Origin of the sequence: Frondihabitans cladoniiphilus (genome assembly GCF_039544345.1) — a bacterium.
GTDB classification, from domain to species: Bacteria; Actinomycetota; Actinomycetes; order Actinomycetales; family Microbacteriaceae; genus Frondihabitans; species Frondihabitans cladoniiphilus.
Genome location: NZ_BAABLM010000005.1, coordinates 398,672 through 419,015, shown reverse-complemented (window position 1 = coordinate 419,015; position 20,344 = coordinate 398,672). Strand labels below are relative to the sequence as shown.

Below are 20,344 nucleotides of genomic sequence, written 5' to 3'. Positions count from 1 at the left end.
GGATCGCAGCAGCGGTCAGACGGCGACGACGCGCTCCCGGAAGGTTCCGGGCGCGTAGGACGTCTGCGCGAGACCGCGCCGCTGCAACTCGGGCACGAGGCCGTCGAGCACCTCGTCGAGGTACCGCCGGCTCAGCAGCCCGCCGCCCCCGCCGAACAGCAGGAACCCGTCGCCGCCGACCTCCTCGAGCGCGGACTCCATCGTGTCGGCGATCGACGAGGGCGTCCCGATCAGCGAGAGCGACTCCGACTGCCCGCCCTCCGAGAGCGCGGCCCGGAGACTCGAGCCGGCGGTGCGCTTCTTCATCGCCTCCAAGGCAGAGGTGATGCCGTTCGTGGTGGCGTCCGCCGGGATCGGCGCGTCGAGGTCGAACTCCGCGAAGTCGATCTCCGTCTGATTGGACATCATGACGAGACGGCGGAGGAGGGCGTCCCCGGTCGGCGCGTAGAGGCGCTCGGCCTTGGCCCGGGCATCCCCCTCGGTCTCGCCGACGACGGGCGTGATCATGTAGAGCACCCGTACCGAGTCCGGGTCCTTTCCGGCACGTTCGAGACGCTCGCGGATCCCGTCGCGGTAGGCCTTCATGGCCGGTACTCCGGTGGGCGCGGCGACGATGACGTCGGCGTGCGCTGCGGCGAAGTCCATGCCGGTCGGCGAGCCGCCGGCCTGGCAGTAGAGCGGCCGGTCGCCCTGCACGAGGCCGAGGGTGCCCTGGGGCGCCGAGACCGTGCCGAAGGCCCCGCTCGCGACGATCGGCGAGCCGCCGGCGGAGACGAGCGATCCGCCCCCGCCCCAGAGCTGCTCCGCCTGCGTGACGAACTCCTCGGCCCGCACGTACCGCTCGTCGTGCTGCCACAGCGCCGGCAGCCCGACGTTCTGCGCGGCGAGGTCTTCGAACGAGGTCACGATGTTCCAGCCGACGCGGCCGTCGCTCAACTCGTCGAGGGTCGCCAGCACGTGAGCCAGGCGGTCGGGCGGGTAGAGGCTCGTCGACATGGTCGAGACGATGCCGAGGTGCTGCGTCACCTGCGAGATCGCCGCGGCGAGCGCGATCGGATCCTGCTTCGGCGACTTGGTCGTCGCCTGGAACTCGGCCTTCATGCTCTTGCCGTAGCTCTCCGGCACGACCGACGAGTCCTCCAGCATGATGAAGTCGAGCGACGCCCTCTCGAGCGCCCGGGCCATGTCGAGGTAGAACTCGCCCGTCGTCCAGGCGCGCGGGTCGGACCCGGCCCAGGGTCGGTTCCACGCCGTCGGCATGAAGTTGACGAACCAGCCGAGCATCATTCGCGATGCGGTCACGGGGCGACCTCCAGGACAGGGGTTCCGACGGGGGTCGTGCCGTCGGCGGGGACGGGGGTGTTCACGCTCGGCACGGGCGCCAGGCCGAGGCGGGTCCGCAGGATGCGCGGGTCGGCCCCGTGTCCTGCCCCGAGCTCGGGGAGGACCCCGTGCAGCACGGCGCCCGTGGGCGCCCCCTTCGGCACGTCGACGACGACGATCCCATCGGCGCCCGAGGTCTCCAGGAGTGCCAGCACATCCGCCACCACCTGAGCGGCCGACCCGGCGAGGGTCGGGTACGGCCTGGTCCGGTCGTCCGCCGCCGCGTCGACCAGCGGGCGCACGGCGAGGAGCACGAGCGGTGCCGCGGCCCCGGAAGTGTCCGGAGAAGCAGCCGCGGCGCGGATGCGAGCGACCTCGGCGGGCGCCTCGGCGACCGACGTGGAGAGCACGACGACGTCGCCGGCGACAGGCGGCGTACCGCCGGTCGGTACGGCGGAGACCACGAGCGGCCGGCCCTGCGGAGTGCGCGGGAGGTTCAACGGGCCGCGGGTCGAGTAGTACGGGCCGACGTGGTCGACGACGTGCACCTTCTCGTCGTCGACGTACTGGCCGGCGGGCACGTCGGCGACTATCGCGTCGGGCTCCCACGAGTCCCAGAGCGCCAGGGTCGCCGCGTAGAGGTCGGCGAGCGCGGCCGCCCGCACCTCCGGTGAGTCGTCGGGCGACGGGAACCAGCGACCGGAGTCGTCGGTCACGGTCGACACGGTCACTTCGGGCTGCACGAACCAGCCGGCCCGGCCGCGCGAGACGGCGTCGAGGGTGGCGAGCCCGCGGGCAGCCAGGAAGGGCGGCTGCTGCCAGGGCGACTGGCCGGCGACGAGTCCGATGTGCGAGGTGAGAGGGGCGACTGCGGCGAGGACCACGGCCGGGTCGGCAGCGCCGAGCCCGGTCACCGGCACGATGGCGAGGTCGACGCGGGCCGCGTCGAGGGCTCGGACCTCGGAGACGAGCAGGGCGGACGTCTCCGCCGCCACCGCCCAGCCGACGACCGGCCCGCGCGGGGTCACGACGCCACCCGCTCGGCGGCCGGCACGGCGTCGAGGAACGCCGCGAAGGGGCCGACGACCAGCGCCGGATCCTGGTCGAGCACGTAGGCGCCGGAGGCGAGCTCCACGCACTTCGCCCGGGGGTTGGCGGCGAGCGTGGTGGGAACGTACGGACGCAGGACGTCGGCTCTCCCGCAGATCAGGAGGATCGGGCATCCCACGCTCGCCAGCGGCGCAGCCAGATCGGCGGAGAAGACCGCCAGGTACGCCTCGTGCCAGCGCGTTCCGGCGAGGAGCTTGTCGACGGCCTCGCGTTCGCGGAGTTCGAGCGACGGCGGGTAGGCGAGGGGGTCGCCGTCGATGGTGTTGACAGCCTCCCAGACGTCGAGCAGATGGCTGCCGTCGGCCACGGGGACGAGGCCCCGGACGGCGGCGTGGCGCTCGGCGGCCTCGGCGGGAGGGAGCACGAGGGCGCCGATCATCGTGAGACCGAGGACCCGCTCGGGGTGGCGGGAGGCGACGAGGATCGCGACGGCCGCGCCGGTGTGATGGCCGAGCACGTGGAACCCGTCGAGCCCGAGCTCGGTCGCCACGAGCGCGACGACGTCGGCCCACGATTCGAGCGAGTAGGCCTCGACCGGCTGGTACGACATGCCGAAGCCGGGGGTGTCGATCGCGAAGAGCGTGAAGTCGTCCGCCGACCGGTCGCGAAAGAACTCGTCCGAGAACGCCTCGTACATGACCGACGACGCGGCCGTCTGGTGCAGCAGGACGATCGGGATCGGGCCGTGACCGGCCGTGCGGACGTGCACCTGCCCGTCCGGCAGGTCGACGTAGAGACGCCGCATCAGACGAACGACCGGAGGTTCTCGCGGAGGGTCGCGTGGGCGTAGTCCTCGCGCAGCAGACCGCGGCGCTGGAGGGCCGGCGAGAGGCCGTCGGTGACCTCGGCGATCGACTGGCGGCTGATCGGCTGGCCGTAGATCAAGAACCCGTCGCCGCCCACCTCCTGCATGAACTCGTCCATCTGCGACGCGATGCCGTCGGGGGTGCCGACCATCTCGGTGGTCTGCACGCGCATCCCGCTGAAGCCCTCGCGCACGGTCTTGCCGGCGAGCTGCTTGCGCCAGATCTCGAACTGACCGGCGTGGCCGTTCGTCGTGAGGTCCTCGGGAATCGGCTGATCGGGGTCGAGCACCGACATGTCGATCTCGGTCAGGGCGCCCATGTGCGCCATCTGCACCTCGAAGTTGTGCTGCTTGCGGGCGTACCAGGCCTCGTTCTTCTCCTGGGCCTCGCGCTCGGTCTCGCCGATGATCGGGTAGACGACGGGGAAGATCTTGATCTCGTCGGGGTCGCGGCCGTACGCAGCGGCCCGGGCGCGCATGTCGGCGCGGTACTCCTTCGCGCCCTCGACGCCGTTGGGGATCACCAGCACGACGTCGGCGGTGCGCGCGGCGAAGTCGCGGCCGCGCGGGCTCGAGCCGGCCTGGCAGATGACGGGTCGTCCGCCGGGTCCGGCGGGCAGGTTGAGCGGGCCGCGCGTCTTGTAGAACTCGCCCTCGTGGTGGATCGGGTTCACTTTGGTGTGGTCGGCGTAGTAGCCGCTCTCGGCATCGGCGAGGATCGCGTCCTGCTGGAACGAGCCCCAGAGCTTCGTGACCGCGTCGACGAACTCCTCGGCCATGTCGTAGCGCCGGTCGTGCTCGGGCAGCTTGTCGAGGCCGTAGTTCTGCGCCGAGAGGTCTTCCGACGAGGTGACGATGTTCCAGCCGATGCGGCCTTCGGTGATGTTGTTCAGCGTCGCGAACTGTCGGGCGAGTTGGTACGGGTGGTAGAAGGTCGTCGACGCCGTGGCGATGATGCCGAGGCGGGTGGTGGCGGCGGCGAGACGGGCGGCGGTGACTACCGGGTCCATCTTCGGGGCGTAGCGCGCGTGCTTCAGTTCGATCTCGGAGGTGCCCTGGTAGATGTCGGAGACCATCAGCGAGTCCTCGAGCATGATGAAGTCGAAGCCGGCGCGCTCCAGGTTCCGCACCATGTCCTCGTGGAAGCGTCCGTTGAGGTAGTTCGTCGTGGCGTCACGGCCCGAGTAGACGGACTTCCACTCGGGGGCGGCCAGGTTGGCGAACCAGCCGAGGCGGAAGGGATCTGCAGTCATGAGGGGTCCTTGCGGGGGAGAGAAAAGAGGAGAAGAGGGGGTCAGGATGCTCGGAGCAGAGGCAGCACGTCGCGCCCGAAGCGCGTCAGACCGTCGTCGAAGTCGTCGAACTGGAGCGTGATCGCGGAGACGCCCTCGCTCGCCGCGATCCGGGAGAGCTGCCGGGCGACGGAGTCTGTGCTCCCGGCCACGACGAGGTCCTCGTTCACGGCCTGGACCATGGTCGCGGCCTGGGCGGCGGTGCCTCCGACGTTGCCGGAGTCGCGCGCCGACTGCTCGCGGCGACCGGAGAGCGCGGCGTGGTCGGTGTGCGCGTTCAGGTATCGGACCCGCTCCCAGGCGAGGTCGTCGGTGTCGGCGAGCACGACGGTGGTGAGCACGTTCGCGGTGACGTCGCGGCCGTGAGCGCGAGCCCTGGCAGCGATGTCGGCCGTGGCTTCGGCGAGGCCCGGGCTGAGCTGGGTGAGGTTCTCGTCGGCGAAGCGGGCGGTCATCTCACGCCCCTTCTCCGACGAACCGGCACAGAGCAGGGGGATCCGAGAGCTCGGCCGGGGGCGCCCGTTGCAGTCCTCGAGGTCGAAGTACCGACCCGTGTAGCTGGAGGTTCCGGTCGACCACAGCTCGTGCAGGATCTCGATGTACTCGCGGGCGTACTCGTAGCGGTAGCCGTAGTAGGCGTCACCCGGCCAGAGACCCATCTGGGAATACTCCTGCGCGTTCCAGCCGCTCACGACGTTGATGCCGACGCGGCCGGGGCCGATGGAGTCGAGGGTGGCCGCCATCCGGGCGACGACCGCGGGGTGGATACTGAGGATCCCCACCGAGGCGATGACCTGGATCCGCCGGGTCGCGGCCAGCAGGCCGCCGGCGAGGGTGAACGCCTCGAGCGAGGCGTCCCAGTACCGGCTGCCTTCGCCGGGGCCCCGGAACTTGACCATGCCGAGCACGAAGTCCATTCCGAACGACTCGGCCTGCGCCGTCAGGCGGAGGTTCTGCTCGAAGGTCGGGTCGCCCGGGTCGAGTGCGGTGGAGGCGACGTGACCGTTGCTGGAGGTCGGCAGGAACAGGCCGTAGCGGGTCATCTCGACTGCCTTTCGAAAGGGAGAGGGGGCCGGATGCGGGTGGCTGGCACCCGCATCCGGCCGTTCGGTGCGGTGGTGCTAGCTGCTGAAGGACAGCTGCGACACGTCGAGCCAGTTGTCGCTGCGCTGGGCCCAGCCCTTGACGTTCGAACCGACGAGGAACGACGGCTGCACGTTCGCGTAGTTGATCATCGTGGCGGCGTTCTCGAGCATGTACTTCTCGGCGGCGTTGTACGCCTTGCCGGCTTCCGGAGTCAGCGGGTCGCCGAGGTCGGTCGCCGTCTTGAGGAGCGAGTAGAACGTCGGGTCCTCCCACTTGGAGTAGTTGATCGGTGATCCCTTGCCCGTGTAGAGGCCGAGCTCGTAGGGCGGGGACAGCGTGATCGCGTAGTCGCGGAGCAGGAAGATCTGGAATCCGCCCGACGACTGCCCGGCCGCGAAGGCGGCGGACGGCTGCTGGTCGATCTTGATGGTGAAGCCGGTGCCCTTGGCAGCGGCCTGCATCTGGATCGCCGCGGCGACCAGGTCGGGCACGTCGGCGTTGACCGTCAGCGTGATATCGACGCCGTCGGGGTAGCCGGCCTGCGCGAGCAGCTCCTTGGACTTCGCGGGGTCGTAGCTGAACTGGGGCAGACCGTCGCCGTCGTAGCCGGCCGCGGACTTGTCGAGGTAGCCGGTGGGCTTGGTGGCACGGCCCTGGTAGACGCTCTTGAGGATCTGGTCGTAGGGGATCGCGTAGGCGAACGCCTGACGAGCGGCCTCACTGGTGAACGGCGCCTTGGTGGCGTTCGGGATGGCGAACGAGTAGGTGTTCGTGTCGAGCGTGAACACCTGCACCTTGCCGGCCTTCTTCGCGTCGGCCTGCTGCTGCGGAGTGAGGGCCTCGGCGACGTCGGCCGCGCCGCTCGCGACGGCGTTCGCCCGGGTGGCGGAGTCGGCGACGACCTTATAGGTCACGGTCTTGATCGACGGCTTGGTGCCGAAGTAGGTCGGGTTCGCGACGAGGGTCGTTGCCGTCGACGGGTCGTACGACTTGACCTTGTACGGGCCGTAGCTGTCGCCGACGGTCGGGTGGGCCTTGGCCCACGCGACGCCCCACGGGTCGGCGGAGGTGGCGTGCTTCTTCAGAAGCGTCGAGTCCCAGATCCAGCCGGTGATGTTGGAGAGGATCGACAGGACGGTGTTGGCCGAGCCCGCGGTCTGCAGGTGGAAGGCGACGGTGTACTTGTCCACCTTCGTGATCTGGTCGGCGGCGGTGATGCCAGGCGAGGAGATGTACGGGAACAGCGCGAGCGTGTTCCCGAACTTCTGCTGGAACGACCACACGACGTCGTCGGCGGTGAAGGGGTTGCCCTCCTGGCTGACGACACCCTTGCGGAGGTGGAACGTCAGCGTCTTCTGGTCGGAGGAGATGTCGTACGACGTCGCGAGCGACGGGGAGTACTTGTAGTAGTCCTGCTGGAGGGCCTTGGAGTCCTGCGTGCTCTTCGCGTAGGGGTTCTTGACGAGGGTGCTCGACACCTGCGTGTCGATCTCGTACGTCGGGTAGACGTTCGAACCGGCGTCGCCGAAGAAGCTCGTGGGCGCGGCGGCCGAGGCGATGATGAGCGTCTTGTCGGCCGAGGCGCTCGTGCTGCCGGACGACGACGAGCACGCGGCCAGGGTCACTGCCAGCCCGAGGGCGGCTGCGGCGAGGAGGCTTCGGCGGACCGTCCGGACGGACGGCGCCTTCCTCATCGCGGCGGGGAGGGCGATTTTCGGCATGGGGGTACTCCTGTGAGGTGGGGGCGAGGGGTGCAGGGAGGGAGAGGGGACGGCAGCCGGGTCAGCGCCGGCGGAGGAGCTCCGTGTTCGCGATGGCGAAACTGGAGACGGTGAAGACGAGGGCCACGGTGGGGAAGGCGGCTCCCCACCAGCGGAGGCTCAGGGCCTCCGAGGCGCCGAGGGAGATCATCGTTCCCCACTCGGGCGTGGGCGGGGCGATCCCGACTCCGAGGAAGCCGAGGACCGCGGTCACGATGATCGCCAGCCCGAACACGGCCGACGAGTTCTCGATGGCCGGTCGGATAGAGTTCGGCAGCACGGTGCGGAGGAGGACGAACACCTCTCGCTCCCCCGCCATGCGGGAGGCGTCGACGTAGGCGTCGGAGCGGACCTTCAGCACTTCCGTGCGGACGAGCTTGGCCTGGCCCGGGAGGGTGGCGAGGACGAGCGCCACGATCAGGGTCGGGATCGACGACTGGAACAGGGCGACCAGGACGAGTCCGATCAGCACGGCGGGGACCGCCTGGAGGATGTCCATCACCCGCGCGAGACCGCCGGCGAGGAAACCCCGGATCCCCCGGCTCGCCTCGTTCATGCCGCCGACGACGCCGACGACGATCCCGGCGATCGTGCCGCCGATCGTGGCCAGCAGCGCGATGACGACGTCGTTGCGGGTGGCGGCGATGACGCGGGAGAAGACGTCCATGCCGTTCTGGTCCGTGCCGAGCAGGAACTTGCCGCCCGGGGCGAGCGACGTGCCGCCCACGACCGCGGTGGCACTGAACGGAGTGACGAGCGGGCCGATGATCGCGACCAGCAGGACGATCGCGGCGGGGACGAAGTACCCCCAGCGGAGGCCCGCGGTGCGGACCTTGCCGCGGGGACGGACGACGGCGGGAAGCGCGTCGATCTCGAGTCGGGCCGTGGTCATCAGGCACCTCCGATCGCGCCGGAACGGCGCCGTGGGTCGAGCAGCATGTTGAGGACGTCGACCACGAGGAAGACGAGGAGGACGAAGGCGACCAGGATCACGAGGACGCCCTGCATGGCCGGGTAGTCGGTGGTCTGCACCGCGTTGACGGCGTACTGGCCGACGCCGCCGAGGCCGAACATCGACTCCATGACGACCGCTCCGCCCAGGAGGGCTCCGAGGAGACCGCCGAGGACGACGAGGACGGCGGGGAGGGCCCGGCGGTAGACGCTCACGATCATGATGAACGTCGAGCCGCCGGAGGCGATCCGGAAGCGGGTCGCGGGGGCGTCGATCTGGTCTTCGAGACCAGGGATGAGCTGCTTCAGCAGGTACGGGGCGTAGGCGATGCTCATGGCCGCCACCGGGAGCACGAGGTGCGCGACGGCGGACTGGATCAGCGACGAGTCGCCGCTGAGCAGGGTGTCGAGGAAGGGCAGGCCGGTCACGGTCGGCGCCGCGGTCATGCGCGGGTCGATGCGTCCGATCGGCGCCGGCGAGAGGTGAAGGACCACGTAGAAGATCAGGATCGCAACGATGCCGAGGCAGAAGTCCGGCACGGCCCCGGCGGCGCGGGCGTAGCCGCGGGCGACGTAGGCGATCGGGTTCTTCGGGCGGAAGACGGCGACGGAGCCCAGCACGAGGGCGATGATCGCGGCGCCGACGAGGCCCATGCCGGTCAGCTCGAGGGTCTGCGGAAGACGCTGGAACACGTCGAGGGCGACCGGACGGCCGCTGACCAGCGAGCTGCCGAAGTTGAGCTGCACGAGGTGGAGGAGGAACGTGCCGAGCTGGTGCGGCAGGGAGCCGCCGAGGCCGAGGGCCTCGCGGACCTTGACGAGCTGGGCCGCCGTCGCCTTGCCCTGCGTGAGCAGCACTGCAGGGTCGCCCGGCACGAGTCGCACGATGAAGAAGACGACGATCGCGAAGAGGAAGAGGTGGACGGGCAGGGCGGCGATGCGCCGCACCCACCAGCTGTTCCTGTCGAACCAGGGGTTCATCGGGATTCCTTCCGGTCGGGTCGAGGGGGTCTGGTCAGAGTCTCTCGGAAGCATGTTTCGGCAGACAATGCGCAGGGTTCCGCTTCTGTTTCGCCTCTCGGCATATCTCTCTCCTGGCCTCTGATCAGCTATTTCAGTGAACCGGATGCCCATTCCGCGAGTACTCCGCCACTCGAGCGGCAATACCGCGACCTGTCGGACCGCAGTCGATCGAGCCCTCTCGACGAGGGCTTAAACGGACGACGGCGCCGGGCACGGGGCCCGGCGCCGTCGAAGGCGGATCCGATCACGTCAAGCGCTCTGCTCCGACGTGCTGTAGGCCTCGATGAGGCTCTTCGTGTACGGGTGGCGAGGGGCGGTCACGACGTCCTCGGCGAGGCCGTTCTCGACGATCTTGCCCTTGTACATCACGATCATGTCGTCCGAGATGAAGGCCGTGGCCGGCAGACCGTGCGAGACGAAGACGAGGCCGCAGTCGTGCTCGAGGCAGTAGTCCTTGACGAAGTTGAGGATCGTGCCCTGCACCGACACGTCGAGGGCGGAGACGACCTCGTCGCAGACCAAAATCCGCGGCCGCACCACGAGGGCGCGCGCCAGCGAGAACCGCTGGCGCTGACCACCCGAGACCTGCCCGGGCTTCCGGTCGGTGAGCTTCGGGTCGAGGTCCAGCAGGGCGAGGAGCTCATCCACTTCGGCGTCCGCGTCCGTCTGAGAGAGACCGCGGAGCAGCTGAGCGGGTCGACGGACGGCCTCACGGAGGGTCTTGCGCGGGTCGAACGACGACGAGGTGTCCTGCGCGACCATCTGCACGGTGCGGCGGAGCTCGCGCATCCCTTCGGTGCGGGACGCCATGTCGGTCATGTCCTGCCCATCGAGGAGGATGGTGCCCGCGGTCGGCTTCTCGAGGCCGACGAGCATCTTGGCCAGGGTCGACTTGCCCGAACCCGACTCGCCCACGATGCCGAGGGCGCGGGTCGAGTCGATGGCCAGCGAGACGTCGTCGACGGCCGCGAAGCGCTTGGCGCGGCTGCCGTAGTGGCGCTGGACGCCCTGGGCCGTGATGGTGACGCGGGCACGGGATGTGGTCATGATGCGAGCCTCTCGGGGGCGAGCGATGCGTCTCGGGCGATGCTCTCGAGCGTCGGCAGGCGGTCGACCGAGACGCTGGCGAGAGTGGGGATGCACGCCAGCAGTCCCTGCGTGTACGGATCCTTGGCCCCGGTCCGGATCGTCTTGGCCGGCTCGTCGTCCACCACGTCGCCGTCCTTCATGACGAGCACCCGGTGCGCGTACTCGAGGCAGAGGTTGAGGTCGTGGGTGACGATGATCAACGCGGCCCCGGTCTCCTCGGTGAGAGTGACCATGAGCTCCATGACCTCGCGGCTCAGCGACGCGTCGAGGGCGCTGGTCGGCTCGTCGGCGATCAGGAGCCGCGGGCGGCCGGAGAGGGCGATGGCGAGCATGACCCGCTGGCGCATACCGCCGGAGAGCTCGTAGGGCCGAGCGCCCATCACGCGGGGCGCGTCGACGATGCCGACGCGGTTCAACCACTCGTGGGCTTCGCGGACGGCGTCCTTGCGGGAGATCTTCCGCCCCGAGCGCTTGGACTCGGTGCGCAGGACGCTGATGAGCTGGCTGCCGACGGTCCAGACCGGCTCGAGCGAGGTCATGGCGTCCTGGAAGACCATCGACAGGCCGTCGGTGCGGTGCGGCAGACGGTGCACGACCGTGCGGTCGAGGGGCTTGCCGTCGAACTCGAAGGCGTCGTGGGTCACGCGTGCGTTCGGGGCCGACTGGAACCCGGCCACCGTCGAGCTGAGCGTGGTCTTCCCGGAGCCGGACTCCCCCACGATCGCGAGGCGATCGCCCGGGGCGAGGGCGAAGGACGCGTTCGTGACGGCCGCGTGCTCCTCGTCGCCGACGCGGTAGAAGACGCTGAGGTTCTCCACCCGGATGACGGGTGTTGCGGAAATGTCGGTCGCAGTCATGTCACCAGGGTCGCAGTCGGCTGTTTCCGGCGGCGTCCTCGAACGTTTCGAACGTGCTACGCGACTTCAACGCGGGTGGGTCGGGCCGTGCATCCCCCGTTTTTCGCGGTTTTTCGGCCCTCGCAGTCGAATTGGGCGGCTTACGGCCGCCTCGAGGTCGGACGCAGCGACGCCCGACCCCGCAGGGACGGACTCAGAGGGCGACGAAGGGCTCGAACGTCCGGGTGACAGGGGCGCCGGTGACGATGGAGCCGAGCGACGAGGCGCCCTCGGGGGTGGCGCGCCAGGCGAGGTAGGCGTCGTGATCGGCGGCAGCACGCCACTTCTCGACGATCACGACCTTCGTCGGGTCGGCGTCGTCGACGATCACCTCGAGGCTCTCGTTGCCCTCGGCGGCGGCGGTCGCCTTGAGGGTCTCGCGGATGACCTCCTTGGCGGAGTCGATCGCGTCGGGCTTGAGGGAGAGTTCGAGAAGGACGGTCTGAGACATCGGGAATCCAATCAGGGGAAGGGGCGCCGAAAGCAGCGCCCCCTCCATCATGGCCCCGTCACGCCGTCCGGTTCGCAGCCGCGACGCCGGCCGCCAGCTCGACGAGGAGGCTCGGCTCGTCGTCCTTGGGCACCACGACCTCCACGAAGACGAGCCGGTCGGTGACGCTCGAGGCGAGCGCGAGCGCCCCGCGCAGCTCGGCGACGGTCCGCACCGTCACCGTCTCGGAGGGGACGTTCGGCGCCAGCGTCGACGGCACCGCGGTCCAGTTCCAGACGTTGATGTCCTGGTAGGGGGCGTCGGGGCTTTGGATCGCCCGCTCGACGGTGTACCCGTCGTTGTTGATCAGGAAGACGATGGGCGCCAGTCGACGCTTGAGCACGGTGCCGAGCTCCTGGATCGTGAGCTGGGCCGAGCCGTCGCCGATGAACAGGACGGACCGCTTGTCGGGCGCGGCGATCTGGGCGCCGAGCATCGCCGGCAGGGTGAAGCCGATGGACGACCACACGGGCTGGCCCATCAGGTCGCTGCCGTCCGGCATCGCCAGCTCGAGGGCACCGTAGAACGGGGTGCCCGCCTCGGCGATGGCGATCGTGTCGCGGGGCAGCCAGGTCTGGATCTCGGCCCAGAAGGCGTCCTGCGAGAGGGGAGCCCGTGCATCCCCCGCGACCCTGCCGGCCCCGGCCACCACGTCGGACGCGGGAGTCGGAGCGAACGCGAGGTCGCGGGCGATGCGCTCGACGGCGGCCAGCGAGTCGGCCAGCGTGACCTCGTAGAAGCTCGTGCCGTTGACGCGGGCCTGGCGGAAGCCGAGGTCGATCGAGCGGTCGGGGTCGAAGCCGTGCGAGAAGAAGCCGGTGAGAAAATCGCTCAGGACGACGCCCGCGAGGACGAGGGGCGACGCGGTGTCGACGATCTCGCGGGTGCCGGGGGTCTTCGTCATCGCCCCGAGATACATGCCGAGGCTGTGCGGGTGCGACTCGTCGATGACGGCCCGCGAGCCCGGCTGCGAGGCCACGCGGACGCCCGGGACGTCGGCGAGCGAGCGGATCGCGTGCTCGAGGCCCTTCCGGTGCACCCGCGGGCCGGCCAGGACCGTGAGGTCGGTGCTGCCCGCGAGGGCTTCGCGGAGCGCGGCCTCGAAGTCGGCCAGGTTGTCGGGGTCGCTTCGGCGGGCTCGGAGGGGCGTCGAGAGGGTCCCGGCTCCGATGTGTGCCACGGCGACGTCGGCGGGGATGGAGAGGTAGCCCGGCTTCGACGCCTCGAGGGCCGTGACGAGCACCCGGTCGATCTCCGGCCCGGCGTTCTCCACCCGGAGGGTCGCGCTCGCTACGGTCACCTCGTCGTAGGCGCGCGAGAAGTGGCCGTAGTCGCCGTCGATGAGCGTGTGATGCACCTTCTTGCCCGCGGCCGCGACCGTCGTGGCGGGGGCGCCGGTGATCTGGATCACGGGGACGTCCTCCGCGAACGAGCCGGCGACCCCGTTGATGGCCGACAGTTCTCCGACGCCGTAGGTCGTGACGAGTGCTCCCAGCCCACGCGAGATGCGCGCGTAGCCGTCGGCGGCGTAGGCGGCGTTGAGCTCGTTCGTCGAGCCGACCCACTCGAACTCGGGCACCGTGAGCATCTGGTCGAGGAGGCTCAGGTTGTAGTCGCCCGGCAGCCCGAAGACGCGGGTGGCGCCGAGCTGGGCAAGGCGGGTGGCGAGGTACTGGCCGACGGTGACGGTGGCGGGCTGGCGGAGGTGCGGCGAGGTCATGGCACGACTTCAGCAGGTCGGCGCCGACTGCACAACCGGCACGGACTTCACCGAGCAGATTGATCGACCGGACCGTGCAATGCTGGTCCGGGAGGCGACACCATGACCGATTACGATGCCACCGATCAGCGCATCCTCAAAGACCTCGACGACGCGCCCCGACGGCCGGCCGCACTGCTGGCCGATCGGCTGGGGCTCGCCCGGGGCACCGTGCAGGCACGTCTCGCCCGGATCCGCGAGGCCGGACGCCTGCGGCTGCACTCCACCCGCATCCGGCCCGAATCGCTGGGCTACTCGACCCGGGCCTTCGTGATGGTGTCGGTCGACCAGACCACCCTCGACCACAGCATGAGCGACTTGGATGCCCTGCCCGAGATCATCGAGTGCGTGGCCGTCTCGGGCTCCGACGACATCATCTGCCAGGTCATCGCCCGGGACAACGCGCACCTGTTCGAGGTGACGCAGCACATGATGAAGATCCCGGGGATCCAGCGCACCTCGACCTCGATCGTGCTGCAGGAGTACATCGAACTGCGGATGGCGCAGCTGCTGTCGCGCCCCTGACCGTCGCCGGACGCAGCCCTAGAAGCTGCGGAGGTTCTCGCGCAGCGTCGGGTGGTCGTAGCCGTCGCGGATCAACCCGCGCTTGCGGAGCGCCGAGCTGAGGCCGTCGGTGAACTCCGCGATCGTGCGCCGGGTCATCTCGGGGTAGAGCAGGAAGCCGTCGCCGCCGACGTGGTCCATGATCTCGCCCATCTTCGCCGCCACGGTGTCCGGCGAACCGATCAGGCCGAGGTCGTTGATCTGGCGGCGCTCGAGGAGGACCTCGCGGAGCGTCTTGCCCTCGTTGCCCTGCGTGTACTGCTTCATCGACGACTGCTCGCCGTTGCCGACGATGTTCGTCGGCATGGGGCCGTCCAGGTCGAACTGCGCGTAGTCGACCTCGCCGCCGGAGACGTACGAGAGGCTCCAGAGCTTGTCGCGGAGGGCCTCGTCGGTCGCGGCGTACGCGACCCGCTCGGCCTCGCGCTGCTGGGCGTGGGCATCGGTCTCGCCGAGCATCGGGGTGACGAGGAACATGACCTTGAGGTCGTCGGGGTTCCGGCCGTGGGCGATCATGCGCTGGCGCATGTCGTCCCGGAAGGCCTTCATCTGGTCGGGGTTCTGGCCCATCGCGAGCATGGTGTCGGCGTGCTTGGCGGCGAGCTCCCGGCCTGGGATCGAGTTGCCGGCCTGCGCGACGACGGGGCGGCGCTGCGGTCCGGGGATCGTGTTCAACGGGCCGCGCACGTCGAAGTACTTGCCATGGTGGTCGATGGTGTGGACCTTCGTGTGGTCCGCGTACCGCGGCGTGATCTGGTCGTGGACCAGTGCATCCTCGTCCCAGCTCTCCCAGAGCTTCGAGACGACGTCGAGCCACTCCTCGGCCCGCTCGTACCGCTCGTCGTGCGGCGGCAGCTTGTCGTAGCCGAAGTTCTGACCGACGCGGTGGGTGACGCTCGTCACGACGTTGGCGCCGAAGCGGCCCTCGGTCAGGTGGTCGAGGGTCACGGCCTGGCGGGCGGCGAGGAAGGGCGGGTACTGCGTCGTCGACACCGTCGAGATGACGCCGATGTGCTTCGTCGCGGCGGTGAGCAGCGGCACGAGGGGCATCGGGTCGTTCTTCGGGGCCATGCGGCCGTAGGCGAGGGTCGACTCGGCCGACCCGCCGTAGGTGTCCTCGATCATGGACGTGTCCTCGATGAACAGGAAGTCGTAGCCGCCTCGCTCGAGCGACGTGGTGAGGTCGCGGTAGATCGCCGGCTTCGTCCAGTCGGTCATGCTCGTGCCGGCGTAGGTGCCGTTCCAGGGCTGGATGCCGTATCCGTTGCCGAGGAACCATCCGAGATGGAACATGTGTGCGCCTTCCTGCCAGCGTGCGGGGTCTCCCCGAAGTCTGGCTGGCCCGGTGGCACCGGCTGTTGCGGCGGCATTACGCATCCATTGCGCGAGCGGGATCGCCCGTCCGACGCGAACCTCGCGGGGTGTCCGCCGATCTCGGGGGCTATCCGCGTGCGCGGAGGTACGCTGGAGGGGTGGTCGACACTGACGTCGATCGTCCGGCCTGCAGGGGCCGCACACACGGTATACGGCGCAGAGAGGCGACGAGAACCTTGGATCACGACACGAAGAAGTTCATCCGGCAGGCGAAGCGGGAGTGCAAGCTGCTGGCGCAGGGGTACACGGGGTTCGAGAAGCCCCTGACCGTCGACGAGGAGATGGAAGTGATCACGCGCGCCAGCATGGGCGGCAGCGCGAACCTCGCCTTCTTCCTGCCCTACCTCTGGCGCCACCGCCACGCCTGAACGGCGCGGGGCGAACAGAGAAGGGCCCGCGCACCCGAGGTGCGGCGGGCCCTTCTCACGAGAACGGGCGGATCAGCGGACGCGCGTGGACTTCGAGACGGGACCGACGTTGCGCTGCATCATGACGGCGTTGGCGGTGCGGATGTCGGCCCAGACACGAGCGAGACGACCGGTCGTCGCGACCTCGACGGGCTTCTCGACGACTTTGGCGCCGGGGCGCTTCATGGGGATGACATTGTCTTTCACGGCGGACTCCTGAGGATGAGACGGAACGGTTCGGCGAGGGGGATCCACTCGGCCTGTAACAAGTCTGAAACATCCGGAGCACCAGCAACAGCGCGCATGACCGGGGCTTGGTGTAAGCAGAGCTTATGCTCGATCTTCGCCGCCTCGAGATCCTCCACCGCTTCGCCTCGCTCGGCAGCATCAGTGCCGTGGCCGCCGACATGGGCTACTCCCCCTCGGCCATCTCGCAGTCCCTCGCGACGCTCGAGAAGGAGGTCGGCATCGCCCTCCTCGAGCGGACCGCCCAGCGCGCGAACCTGACGGACGCGGGTCGCGTGCTCGTCGGGCACGCCGGTCCGATCCTGGACGCGGTCGAGGCGGCGCAGAGCGAGATGCTGGCGCGAGCCGGCACCGTCGCCGGGCGGGTGGACCTCAGTACGATCCCGGGGTTGGCCGTGACCGTCGCCCCCTTTCTCGCCGAAGTGCAGCGCGTGCATCCCGCGCTCACCGTCGTCGCGCACGAGATCGACTCGACGCAGGCCGCGGCGGCGGTGCTCGACGGTCGCAGCGATCTGGCCATCGTCGACGACTGGAACCAGGAGACGACGGAGGTGGCGTCGGGCCTGGACGTGCACCTGCTGCGGAGGGAGCCGGTCGTGCTCGCGGTCCCCGCCGGACACGAGCTGGCCTCGCGCCGGAGCCCGGTCACCGTGGCCGTCCTGCGCCGGCTCCTCGAGACGGACACGCTCCTGTGCGCGCCGCTCGGGCAGCTCTCGAGGACGGCGACCGACGAACGGCTGCGCTCGATCGGAGCCGCGCCGGTTCAGCGATGGGAGTTTGAGGGGCTCCAGGTGCTCGCCTCGCTCGTCGCTGCGGCCTCCGGGGTGGCCCTACTGCCGCTCACGATCGCCGACGCGGAACCGGGAGTGGTCGCCCTCGAACTGGTGCCGCGGATGCACCGGCGGGTCTTGGCCGCGACCCGGAACACGATCCGTCACGACCCAGCGATCCAGGCCTGCCTCGACGCGTCCCGCCGCGCGTTCGAGCCGCGAGACGGCTAGCGGATCGGCGCGGTCACCGGATCGGCGCGGTCACCGACGCGAGACGGCTAGCGGAGCGGCGCGGTCACCGGATCGGCGCGGTCACCGACGCGACGCGGAGGGCGTCGAGCGCGACTCCGAGCCGGAGCGGTAGAGCTGACGGTCGAGACGGGTGGAGCGCCCCTTCACGGCCAGCACGATCATGGTCACGATCAGGACGATCAGGGCGACGAACAGCAACCCTGCTGCGATCGCGATGTAGACGGCGAAGAAAGTCATGAGCCGAGGTTACTGCGTGTCGCTCCGAGACGCACCGGTCGACCACGCCGAAGCGGGTCGGCGCCCTGAGACGCCGACCCGCCCGTCCCGAAGGGGACTACTGGCCGCTGGTTCCGGAGTTCCAGAGCGCCCGGCTGCCGCGGTAGGTGACGAGGTTGCCGTCGGACTGCATGACCAGCTGGATGCCCGAACCGGCTCCGGCGGTGCTCGAGTTCCACAGTGCCCGGTTGGATGCGGAGTAGACGACGATGTTGCCGTCGCCCTGGACCACTAGACGGGCCCCCGGGTTTCCGCTGGTCTGCGAGTTCCAGGTGGCCCGGCCGCCCGAGTAGAGGACCAGGTTTCCGTCGCCCTGCATGACGAGCTGGTGCGCCTGGGCCGGGTCGGCGATCTTCTGGCCGGGGGCGACGGTCGCGGTCGGTGTGACGGAGCTCGCCACCGGCGCGGGGCTCTGCCAGACGACCGTGCCACCGATCGAGAGGGTTGCCTGGCCCTGGTCCGAGACGGTGAGCTTCTCACCGGTTCCGCGACCGCTCGTGCCGCTGTTCCACAAGGCCCTGCCGGTCGCGGAGTAGAGGACCATGTTGCCGTCGCTCTGGAGGACCACGGTCGCGCCGACGTTTCCTGAAGTCCCCGACGACCAGACGGCCCGCCCGCTCGAGTAGAGGACCAGGTTCCCGTCGCCCTGGAGGACGAACTGCGCGGCGCCCCCGGCGGAGGAGATAGCGGTGTTCGCCAGGACCGTGAGCGGGCCGGTGAGAGCCGTCGCCGTCTGCGAGCCTGTCGTCGGCGTGGTGACCGGAGTCGTCGTCGGCGGGGTCGTGGTCGGCGGCGTCGTGGTCGGCGGCGTCGTGATCGGCGGCGTGACGGTCGAGCCGCCGCCCACCGGGACGCTCAACACGGCGTTGGCGACCAGCGCCTGGGCATAGGTGGAGTACCAGCTCCCCGCCGCAGGCGCACCGTTGCACGTGCCGTCGCTGGCGCCGGGCGTCTTGACCCAGAGCAGAGCGTCGAGCGCGGTGCCGTCCGAGACCGTTCGCGGCGCGGCCCCCAGGCCTGCACCCGGTCCGTTGCACCAGGTGTTCTTGTAGCCCTGGCCGTTGCGCGACGTGTCGATGACGTAGTGCGCGCCGCCGGTGAGCGCGGAGACCTGGTTGTCGTAGGTCTGCTCGTCGGAGGTGGGGTAGTAGTTCGAGACGTTGCTGGCGAAGCCCCGGGCGTCGGCGATGCCGGACGCCTGCAGGCGAGTGGCCATGGTGGCGGCGTCGACCCAGTGCGAGTTGCCGGCGTCGATGTACGAGGCGATCCCGTTCGCGGCGAACGTCTGCACCTCGTGCTTGATCAACCCGTACCGGGTGGCGGCCTCGGAGGTGCAGGTGCTCAGCATGGCCAGAGCGTCCGGTTCGACGATGACGACGGCTCGCTTCCCCGCGAGCGTCGAGGCGATGAGGTCGGTCCACTGCGAATAGGTCGTGGCCGTCAGCCCGCCGCCCGAGTACCCGCCGCAGTCCCGGTTCGGGATCGCGTAGGTGACGAAGACCGGAGTCGTGCCCGCCGCCGCGGCCGCGGACGTCTGCGCGTTCAGGAGACTGACGAGCTGGGCGTTCGTGTACCACTCGCCGAGCCAGGTGGCGACTGGGTACTGGGCAATGGTCGACGCAGCGGCAGAACCCGCGGCATCGGACGCCTTGAGCGATGCGGCGGCCTGTGCGGCCGAGCTGTTCGGCACCAGGTACGGTCCGGCGCCGAAGACGTCGGAACTCGAAGCCGTGTGGACCGTCGCCGACGTCACCGGCGTGGCGTCGGCCGTGGCGGGAAGGACGGCGGCTAGCGTCGTCGCGACGGAGACCGTCACGATTCCCAGGAGTACAGCGCGGGAGAGGCGTGGCATGAGACGTCCTGAACAGTGTCGGTGCGGGGGATGGTCGCACGGTCGGATCATGAAGCGGTCCACTGGGCTTGGTGGAACAACCGCTATCCCATCAGCGCTTTTCGTCCCCCGACAGACTCCAAACCGGGTGCCACTCGTGCGGGGATGGGCAGAAGTGCCGACTTGCGGGGTACAGGCGGGGGTACGGAATCGGGGGACAACGAGGGGTGTCTCAGAGCTTTCTTGGAGAGACGCGGGGATGCTCGCCTCAGAGCCGTCGGACTGGTTCTCCCGGGCTGCAGCGGTTACGTTCTCCCCAGGGCCTGAGTCGTCCCTGCCGCACCGCCCGACACCCGACCCGAACCCGTGGAGCCCCTCGCATGATCTTCGATCCCCAGTCCTTCCTCACCTCGTTGGGGCCCTGGGTCCTCGTCGGGCTCGGCGTGATGGTGTTCATCGAGTCCGGCCTGCTGTTCCCGTTCCTGCCGGGCGACTCCCTCCTCTTCACCGCCGGGCTCCTCGCTTCCAGCGCCGTGATCGGGGTGCCCGTGTGGTCCGTCGTCGTCGTGGCCTTCGTCGCGGCGGTCCTCGGCGACCAGGCGGGCTACTGGCTCGGCCACCGATTCGGGCGACGTCTCTTCAAGCCGGAGGCGCGCATCCTCAAGACCCGCTACCTCGAAGAGGCCGAAGGCTTCTTCGCGAAGTACGGCGGAGCGGCCCTCATCCTCGGCCGTTTCGTGCCGGTCGTCCGCACCTACGTGCCCCTCGCCGCCGGGGCGAGCAAGTACCACTACCGCAAGTTCCTCCTGTGGAACATGACCGGCGCCGCGGCCTGGACGGTCGTCGTGAGCATCCTCGGCGTCGTCCTGGGTCAGATCGGGTTCGTCCGCACCCACATCGACGTCCTGGCCATCCTCGTCGTGATCGTCTCCCTGCTGCCGATCGTGATCAGCGGCCTCGTCCGGTGGCGCAAATCCCGCCGGGCCGCAGTCGCGCCCGAGGCCGCCGCCGAACCGCAGCCCCTGGAATCGCACTGACAC

Annotated in this window: 20 protein-coding genes; 4 read left to right on the top strand and 16 right to left on the bottom strand. The window is 69.7% G+C overall.

Annotation, left to right across the window (positions count from 1 at the left end; genetic code table 11):
• Positions 1-15 precede the first annotated feature (15 nt).
• The 12 genes from ABEA39_RS13860 to ABEA39_RS13805 all read right to left on the bottom strand — a co-directional run bounded on the left by ABEA39_RS13860 (position 16) and on the right by ABEA39_RS13805 (position 13,545).
• Complete coding sequence (locus tag ABEA39_RS13860) at positions 16-1,302, bottom strand: LLM class flavin-dependent oxidoreductase (RefSeq protein WP_345376503.1); 1,287 nt, start codon at positions 1,300-1,302, stop codon at positions 16-18.
• On the bottom strand, positions 1,299-2,351 hold the full coding sequence (locus ABEA39_RS13855; protein ID WP_345376502.1) for an LLM class flavin-dependent oxidoreductase: 1,053 nt from the start codon (positions 2,349-2,351) through the stop codon (positions 1,299-1,301). Before ABEA39_RS13855 ends, ABEA39_RS13860 begins: the two co-directional genes overlap by 4 nt.
• Positions 2,348-3,178 carry an alpha/beta fold hydrolase gene (locus ABEA39_RS13850; RefSeq protein ID WP_345376501.1) on the bottom strand — a complete coding sequence of 277 codons (831 nt, stop codon included), beginning with the start codon at positions 3,176-3,178 and terminating at the stop codon, positions 2,348-2,350. The genes ABEA39_RS13855 and ABEA39_RS13850 overlap by 4 nt, the downstream gene beginning before the upstream one ends.
• The gene (locus tag ABEA39_RS13845; RefSeq protein WP_345376500.1) at positions 3,178-4,491 is read right to left on the bottom strand and encodes an NtaA/DmoA family FMN-dependent monooxygenase; all 1,314 of its coding nucleotides are present in this window, start codon (positions 4,489-4,491) and stop codon (positions 3,178-3,180) included. Before ABEA39_RS13845 ends, ABEA39_RS13850 begins: the two co-directional genes overlap by 1 nt.
• A 41-nt stretch (positions 4,492-4,532) precedes the next feature.
• Positions 4,533-5,573, bottom strand: coding sequence for an LLM class flavin-dependent oxidoreductase (locus ABEA39_RS13840; protein WP_345376499.1), 1,041 nt, complete (start codon positions 5,571-5,573; stop codon positions 4,533-4,535).
• Positions 5,574-5,651: 78 nt separating this feature from the next.
• Positions 5,652-7,337 (bottom strand): ABC transporter substrate-binding protein, encoded by a 1,686-nt coding sequence (locus ABEA39_RS13835; RefSeq protein ID WP_345376498.1) that lies wholly within the window; start codon positions 7,335-7,337, stop codon positions 5,652-5,654.
• 61 nt (positions 7,338-7,398) lie between these two features.
• Positions 7,399-8,268 carry an ABC transporter permease gene (locus ABEA39_RS13830; RefSeq protein WP_345376497.1) on the bottom strand — a complete coding sequence of 290 codons (870 nt, stop codon included), beginning with the start codon at positions 8,266-8,268 and terminating at the stop codon, positions 7,399-7,401.
• Positions 8,268-9,308 (bottom strand): ABC transporter permease, encoded by a 1,041-nt coding sequence (locus ABEA39_RS13825; RefSeq protein ID WP_345376496.1) that lies wholly within the window; start codon positions 9,306-9,308, stop codon positions 8,268-8,270. Before ABEA39_RS13825 ends, ABEA39_RS13830 begins: the two co-directional genes overlap by 1 nt.
• Positions 9,309-9,599: 291 nt before the next feature.
• Positions 9,600-10,397, bottom strand: coding sequence for an ABC transporter ATP-binding protein (locus ABEA39_RS13820; RefSeq protein WP_345376495.1), 798 nt, complete (start codon positions 10,395-10,397; stop codon positions 9,600-9,602).
• A complete protein-coding gene (locus ABEA39_RS13815; protein ID WP_345376494.1) occupies positions 10,394-11,296 on the bottom strand; it encodes an ABC transporter ATP-binding protein in 903 nt (300 codons plus the stop codon). The genes ABEA39_RS13820 and ABEA39_RS13815 overlap by 4 nt, the downstream gene beginning before the upstream one ends.
• A 193-nt stretch (positions 11,297-11,489) precedes the next feature.
• Positions 11,490-11,786 carry a putative quinol monooxygenase gene (locus tag ABEA39_RS13810; protein WP_345376493.1) on the bottom strand — a complete coding sequence of 99 codons (297 nt, stop codon included), beginning with the start codon at positions 11,784-11,786 and terminating at the stop codon, positions 11,490-11,492.
• Between the two features lie 58 nt (positions 11,787-11,844).
• Complete coding sequence (locus tag ABEA39_RS13805; protein ID WP_345376492.1) at positions 11,845-13,545, bottom strand: alpha-keto acid decarboxylase family protein; 1,701 nt, start codon at positions 13,543-13,545, stop codon at positions 11,845-11,847.
• 102 nt (positions 13,546-13,647) lie between these two features.
• Between ABEA39_RS13805 and ABEA39_RS13800 the strand changes: the two genes are divergently transcribed.
• Positions 13,648-14,109, top strand: coding sequence for an Lrp/AsnC family transcriptional regulator (locus ABEA39_RS13800; protein ID WP_345376491.1), 462 nt, complete (start codon positions 13,648-13,650; stop codon positions 14,107-14,109).
• 18 nt (positions 14,110-14,127) lie between these two features.
• Here ABEA39_RS13800 and ABEA39_RS13795 read toward each other — a convergent pair whose 3' ends face one another.
• Complete coding sequence (locus tag ABEA39_RS13795) at positions 14,128-15,441, bottom strand: NtaA/DmoA family FMN-dependent monooxygenase (RefSeq protein ID WP_345376490.1); 1,314 nt, start codon at positions 15,439-15,441, stop codon at positions 14,128-14,130.
• A 257-nt stretch (positions 15,442-15,698) separates the two neighbouring features.
• On the opposite strand from ABEA39_RS13795, the gene ABEA39_RS13790 reads away from it, so the two are divergent.
• The gene (locus tag ABEA39_RS13790) at positions 15,699-15,890 is read left to right on the top strand and encodes a hypothetical protein (RefSeq protein WP_345376489.1); all 192 of its coding nucleotides are present in this window, start codon (positions 15,699-15,701) and stop codon (positions 15,888-15,890) included.
• A gap of 72 nt (positions 15,891-15,962) precedes the next feature.
• Here the strand turns inward: ABEA39_RS13790 and ABEA39_RS13785 are convergent, their stop codons facing one another.
• Positions 15,963-16,136: a hypothetical protein gene (locus ABEA39_RS13785; protein WP_345376488.1), complete on the bottom strand. Its 174-nt coding sequence runs from the start codon at positions 16,134-16,136 to the stop codon at positions 15,963-15,965.
• Between the two features lie 125 nt (positions 16,137-16,261).
• On the opposite strand from ABEA39_RS13785, the gene ABEA39_RS13780 reads away from it, so the two are divergent.
• A complete protein-coding gene (locus ABEA39_RS13780) occupies positions 16,262-17,176 on the top strand; it encodes a LysR family transcriptional regulator (RefSeq protein WP_345376487.1) in 915 nt (304 codons plus the stop codon).
• Positions 17,177-17,257: 81 nt separating this feature from the next.
• On the opposite strand, the gene ABEA39_RS13775 is transcribed toward ABEA39_RS13780, so the two are convergent.
• Positions 17,258-17,434 carry a hypothetical protein gene (locus tag ABEA39_RS13775; RefSeq protein ID WP_345376486.1) on the bottom strand — a complete coding sequence of 59 codons (177 nt, stop codon included), beginning with the start codon at positions 17,432-17,434 and terminating at the stop codon, positions 17,258-17,260.
• Between the two features lie 97 nt (positions 17,435-17,531).
• Complete coding sequence (locus ABEA39_RS13770; protein WP_345376485.1) at positions 17,532-19,325, bottom strand: glycoside hydrolase family 6 protein; 1,794 nt, start codon at positions 19,323-19,325, stop codon at positions 17,532-17,534.
• A 359-nt stretch (positions 19,326-19,684) separates the two neighbouring features.
• On the opposite strand from ABEA39_RS13770, the gene ABEA39_RS13765 reads away from it, so the two are divergent.
• Positions 19,685-20,341: a DedA family protein gene (locus tag ABEA39_RS13765; protein WP_345376484.1), complete on the top strand. Its 657-nt coding sequence runs from the start codon at positions 19,685-19,687 to the stop codon at positions 20,339-20,341.
• Positions 20,342-20,344 lie beyond the last annotated feature (3 nt).

Excerpts from the sequence above, each read along its gene's own strand:
- ABEA39_RS13830 (WP_345376497.1), bottom strand. The coding sequence starts at position 8,268 with ATGACCACGGCCCGACTCGAGATCGACGCGCTTCCCGCCGTCGTCCGT.
- ABEA39_RS13765 (WP_345376484.1), top strand. The coding sequence starts at position 19,685 with ATGATCTTCGATCCCCAGTCCTTCCTCACCTCGTTGGGGCCCTGGGTC.
- ABEA39_RS13780 (WP_345376487.1), top strand. The coding sequence starts at position 16,262 with ATGCTCGATCTTCGCCGCCTCGAGATCCTCCACCGCTTCGCCTCGCTC.
- ABEA39_RS13775 (WP_345376486.1), bottom strand. The coding sequence starts at position 17,434 with ATGACTTTCTTCGCCGTCTACATCGCGATCGCAGCAGGGTTGCTGTTC.
- ABEA39_RS13800 (WP_345376491.1), top strand. The coding sequence starts at position 13,648 with ATGACCGATTACGATGCCACCGATCAGCGCATCCTCAAAGACCTCGAC.
- ABEA39_RS13815 (WP_345376494.1), bottom strand. The coding sequence starts at position 11,296 with ATGACTGCGACCGACATTTCCGCAACACCCGTCATCCGGGTGGAGAAC.
- ABEA39_RS13795 (WP_345376490.1), bottom strand. The coding sequence starts at position 15,441 with ATGTTCCATCTCGGATGGTTCCTCGGCAACGGATACGGCATCCAGCCC.
- ABEA39_RS13840 (WP_345376499.1), bottom strand. The coding sequence starts at position 5,573 with ATGACCCGCTACGGCCTGTTCCTGCCGACCTCCAGCAACGGTCACGTC.
- ABEA39_RS13850 (WP_345376501.1), bottom strand. The coding sequence starts at position 3,178 with ATGCGGCGTCTCTACGTCGACCTGCCGGACGGGCAGGTGCACGTCCGC.
- ABEA39_RS13845 (WP_345376500.1), bottom strand. The coding sequence starts at position 4,491 with ATGACTGCAGATCCCTTCCGCCTCGGCTGGTTCGCCAACCTGGCCGCC.
- ABEA39_RS13825 (WP_345376496.1), bottom strand. The coding sequence starts at position 9,308 with ATGAACCCCTGGTTCGACAGGAACAGCTGGTGGGTGCGGCGCATCGCC.
- ABEA39_RS13835 (WP_345376498.1), bottom strand. The coding sequence starts at position 7,337 with ATGCCGAAAATCGCCCTCCCCGCCGCGATGAGGAAGGCGCCGTCCGTC.
- ABEA39_RS13805 (WP_345376492.1), bottom strand. The coding sequence starts at position 13,545 with ATGACCTCGCCGCACCTCCGCCAGCCCGCCACCGTCACCGTCGGCCAG.
- ABEA39_RS13770 (WP_345376485.1), bottom strand. The coding sequence starts at position 19,325 with ATGCCACGCCTCTCCCGCGCTGTACTCCTGGGAATCGTGACGGTCTCC.
- ABEA39_RS13820 (WP_345376495.1), bottom strand. The coding sequence starts at position 10,397 with ATGACCACATCCCGTGCCCGCGTCACCATCACGGCCCAGGGCGTCCAG.
- ABEA39_RS13810 (WP_345376493.1), bottom strand. The coding sequence starts at position 11,786 with ATGTCTCAGACCGTCCTTCTCGAACTCTCCCTCAAGCCCGACGCGATC.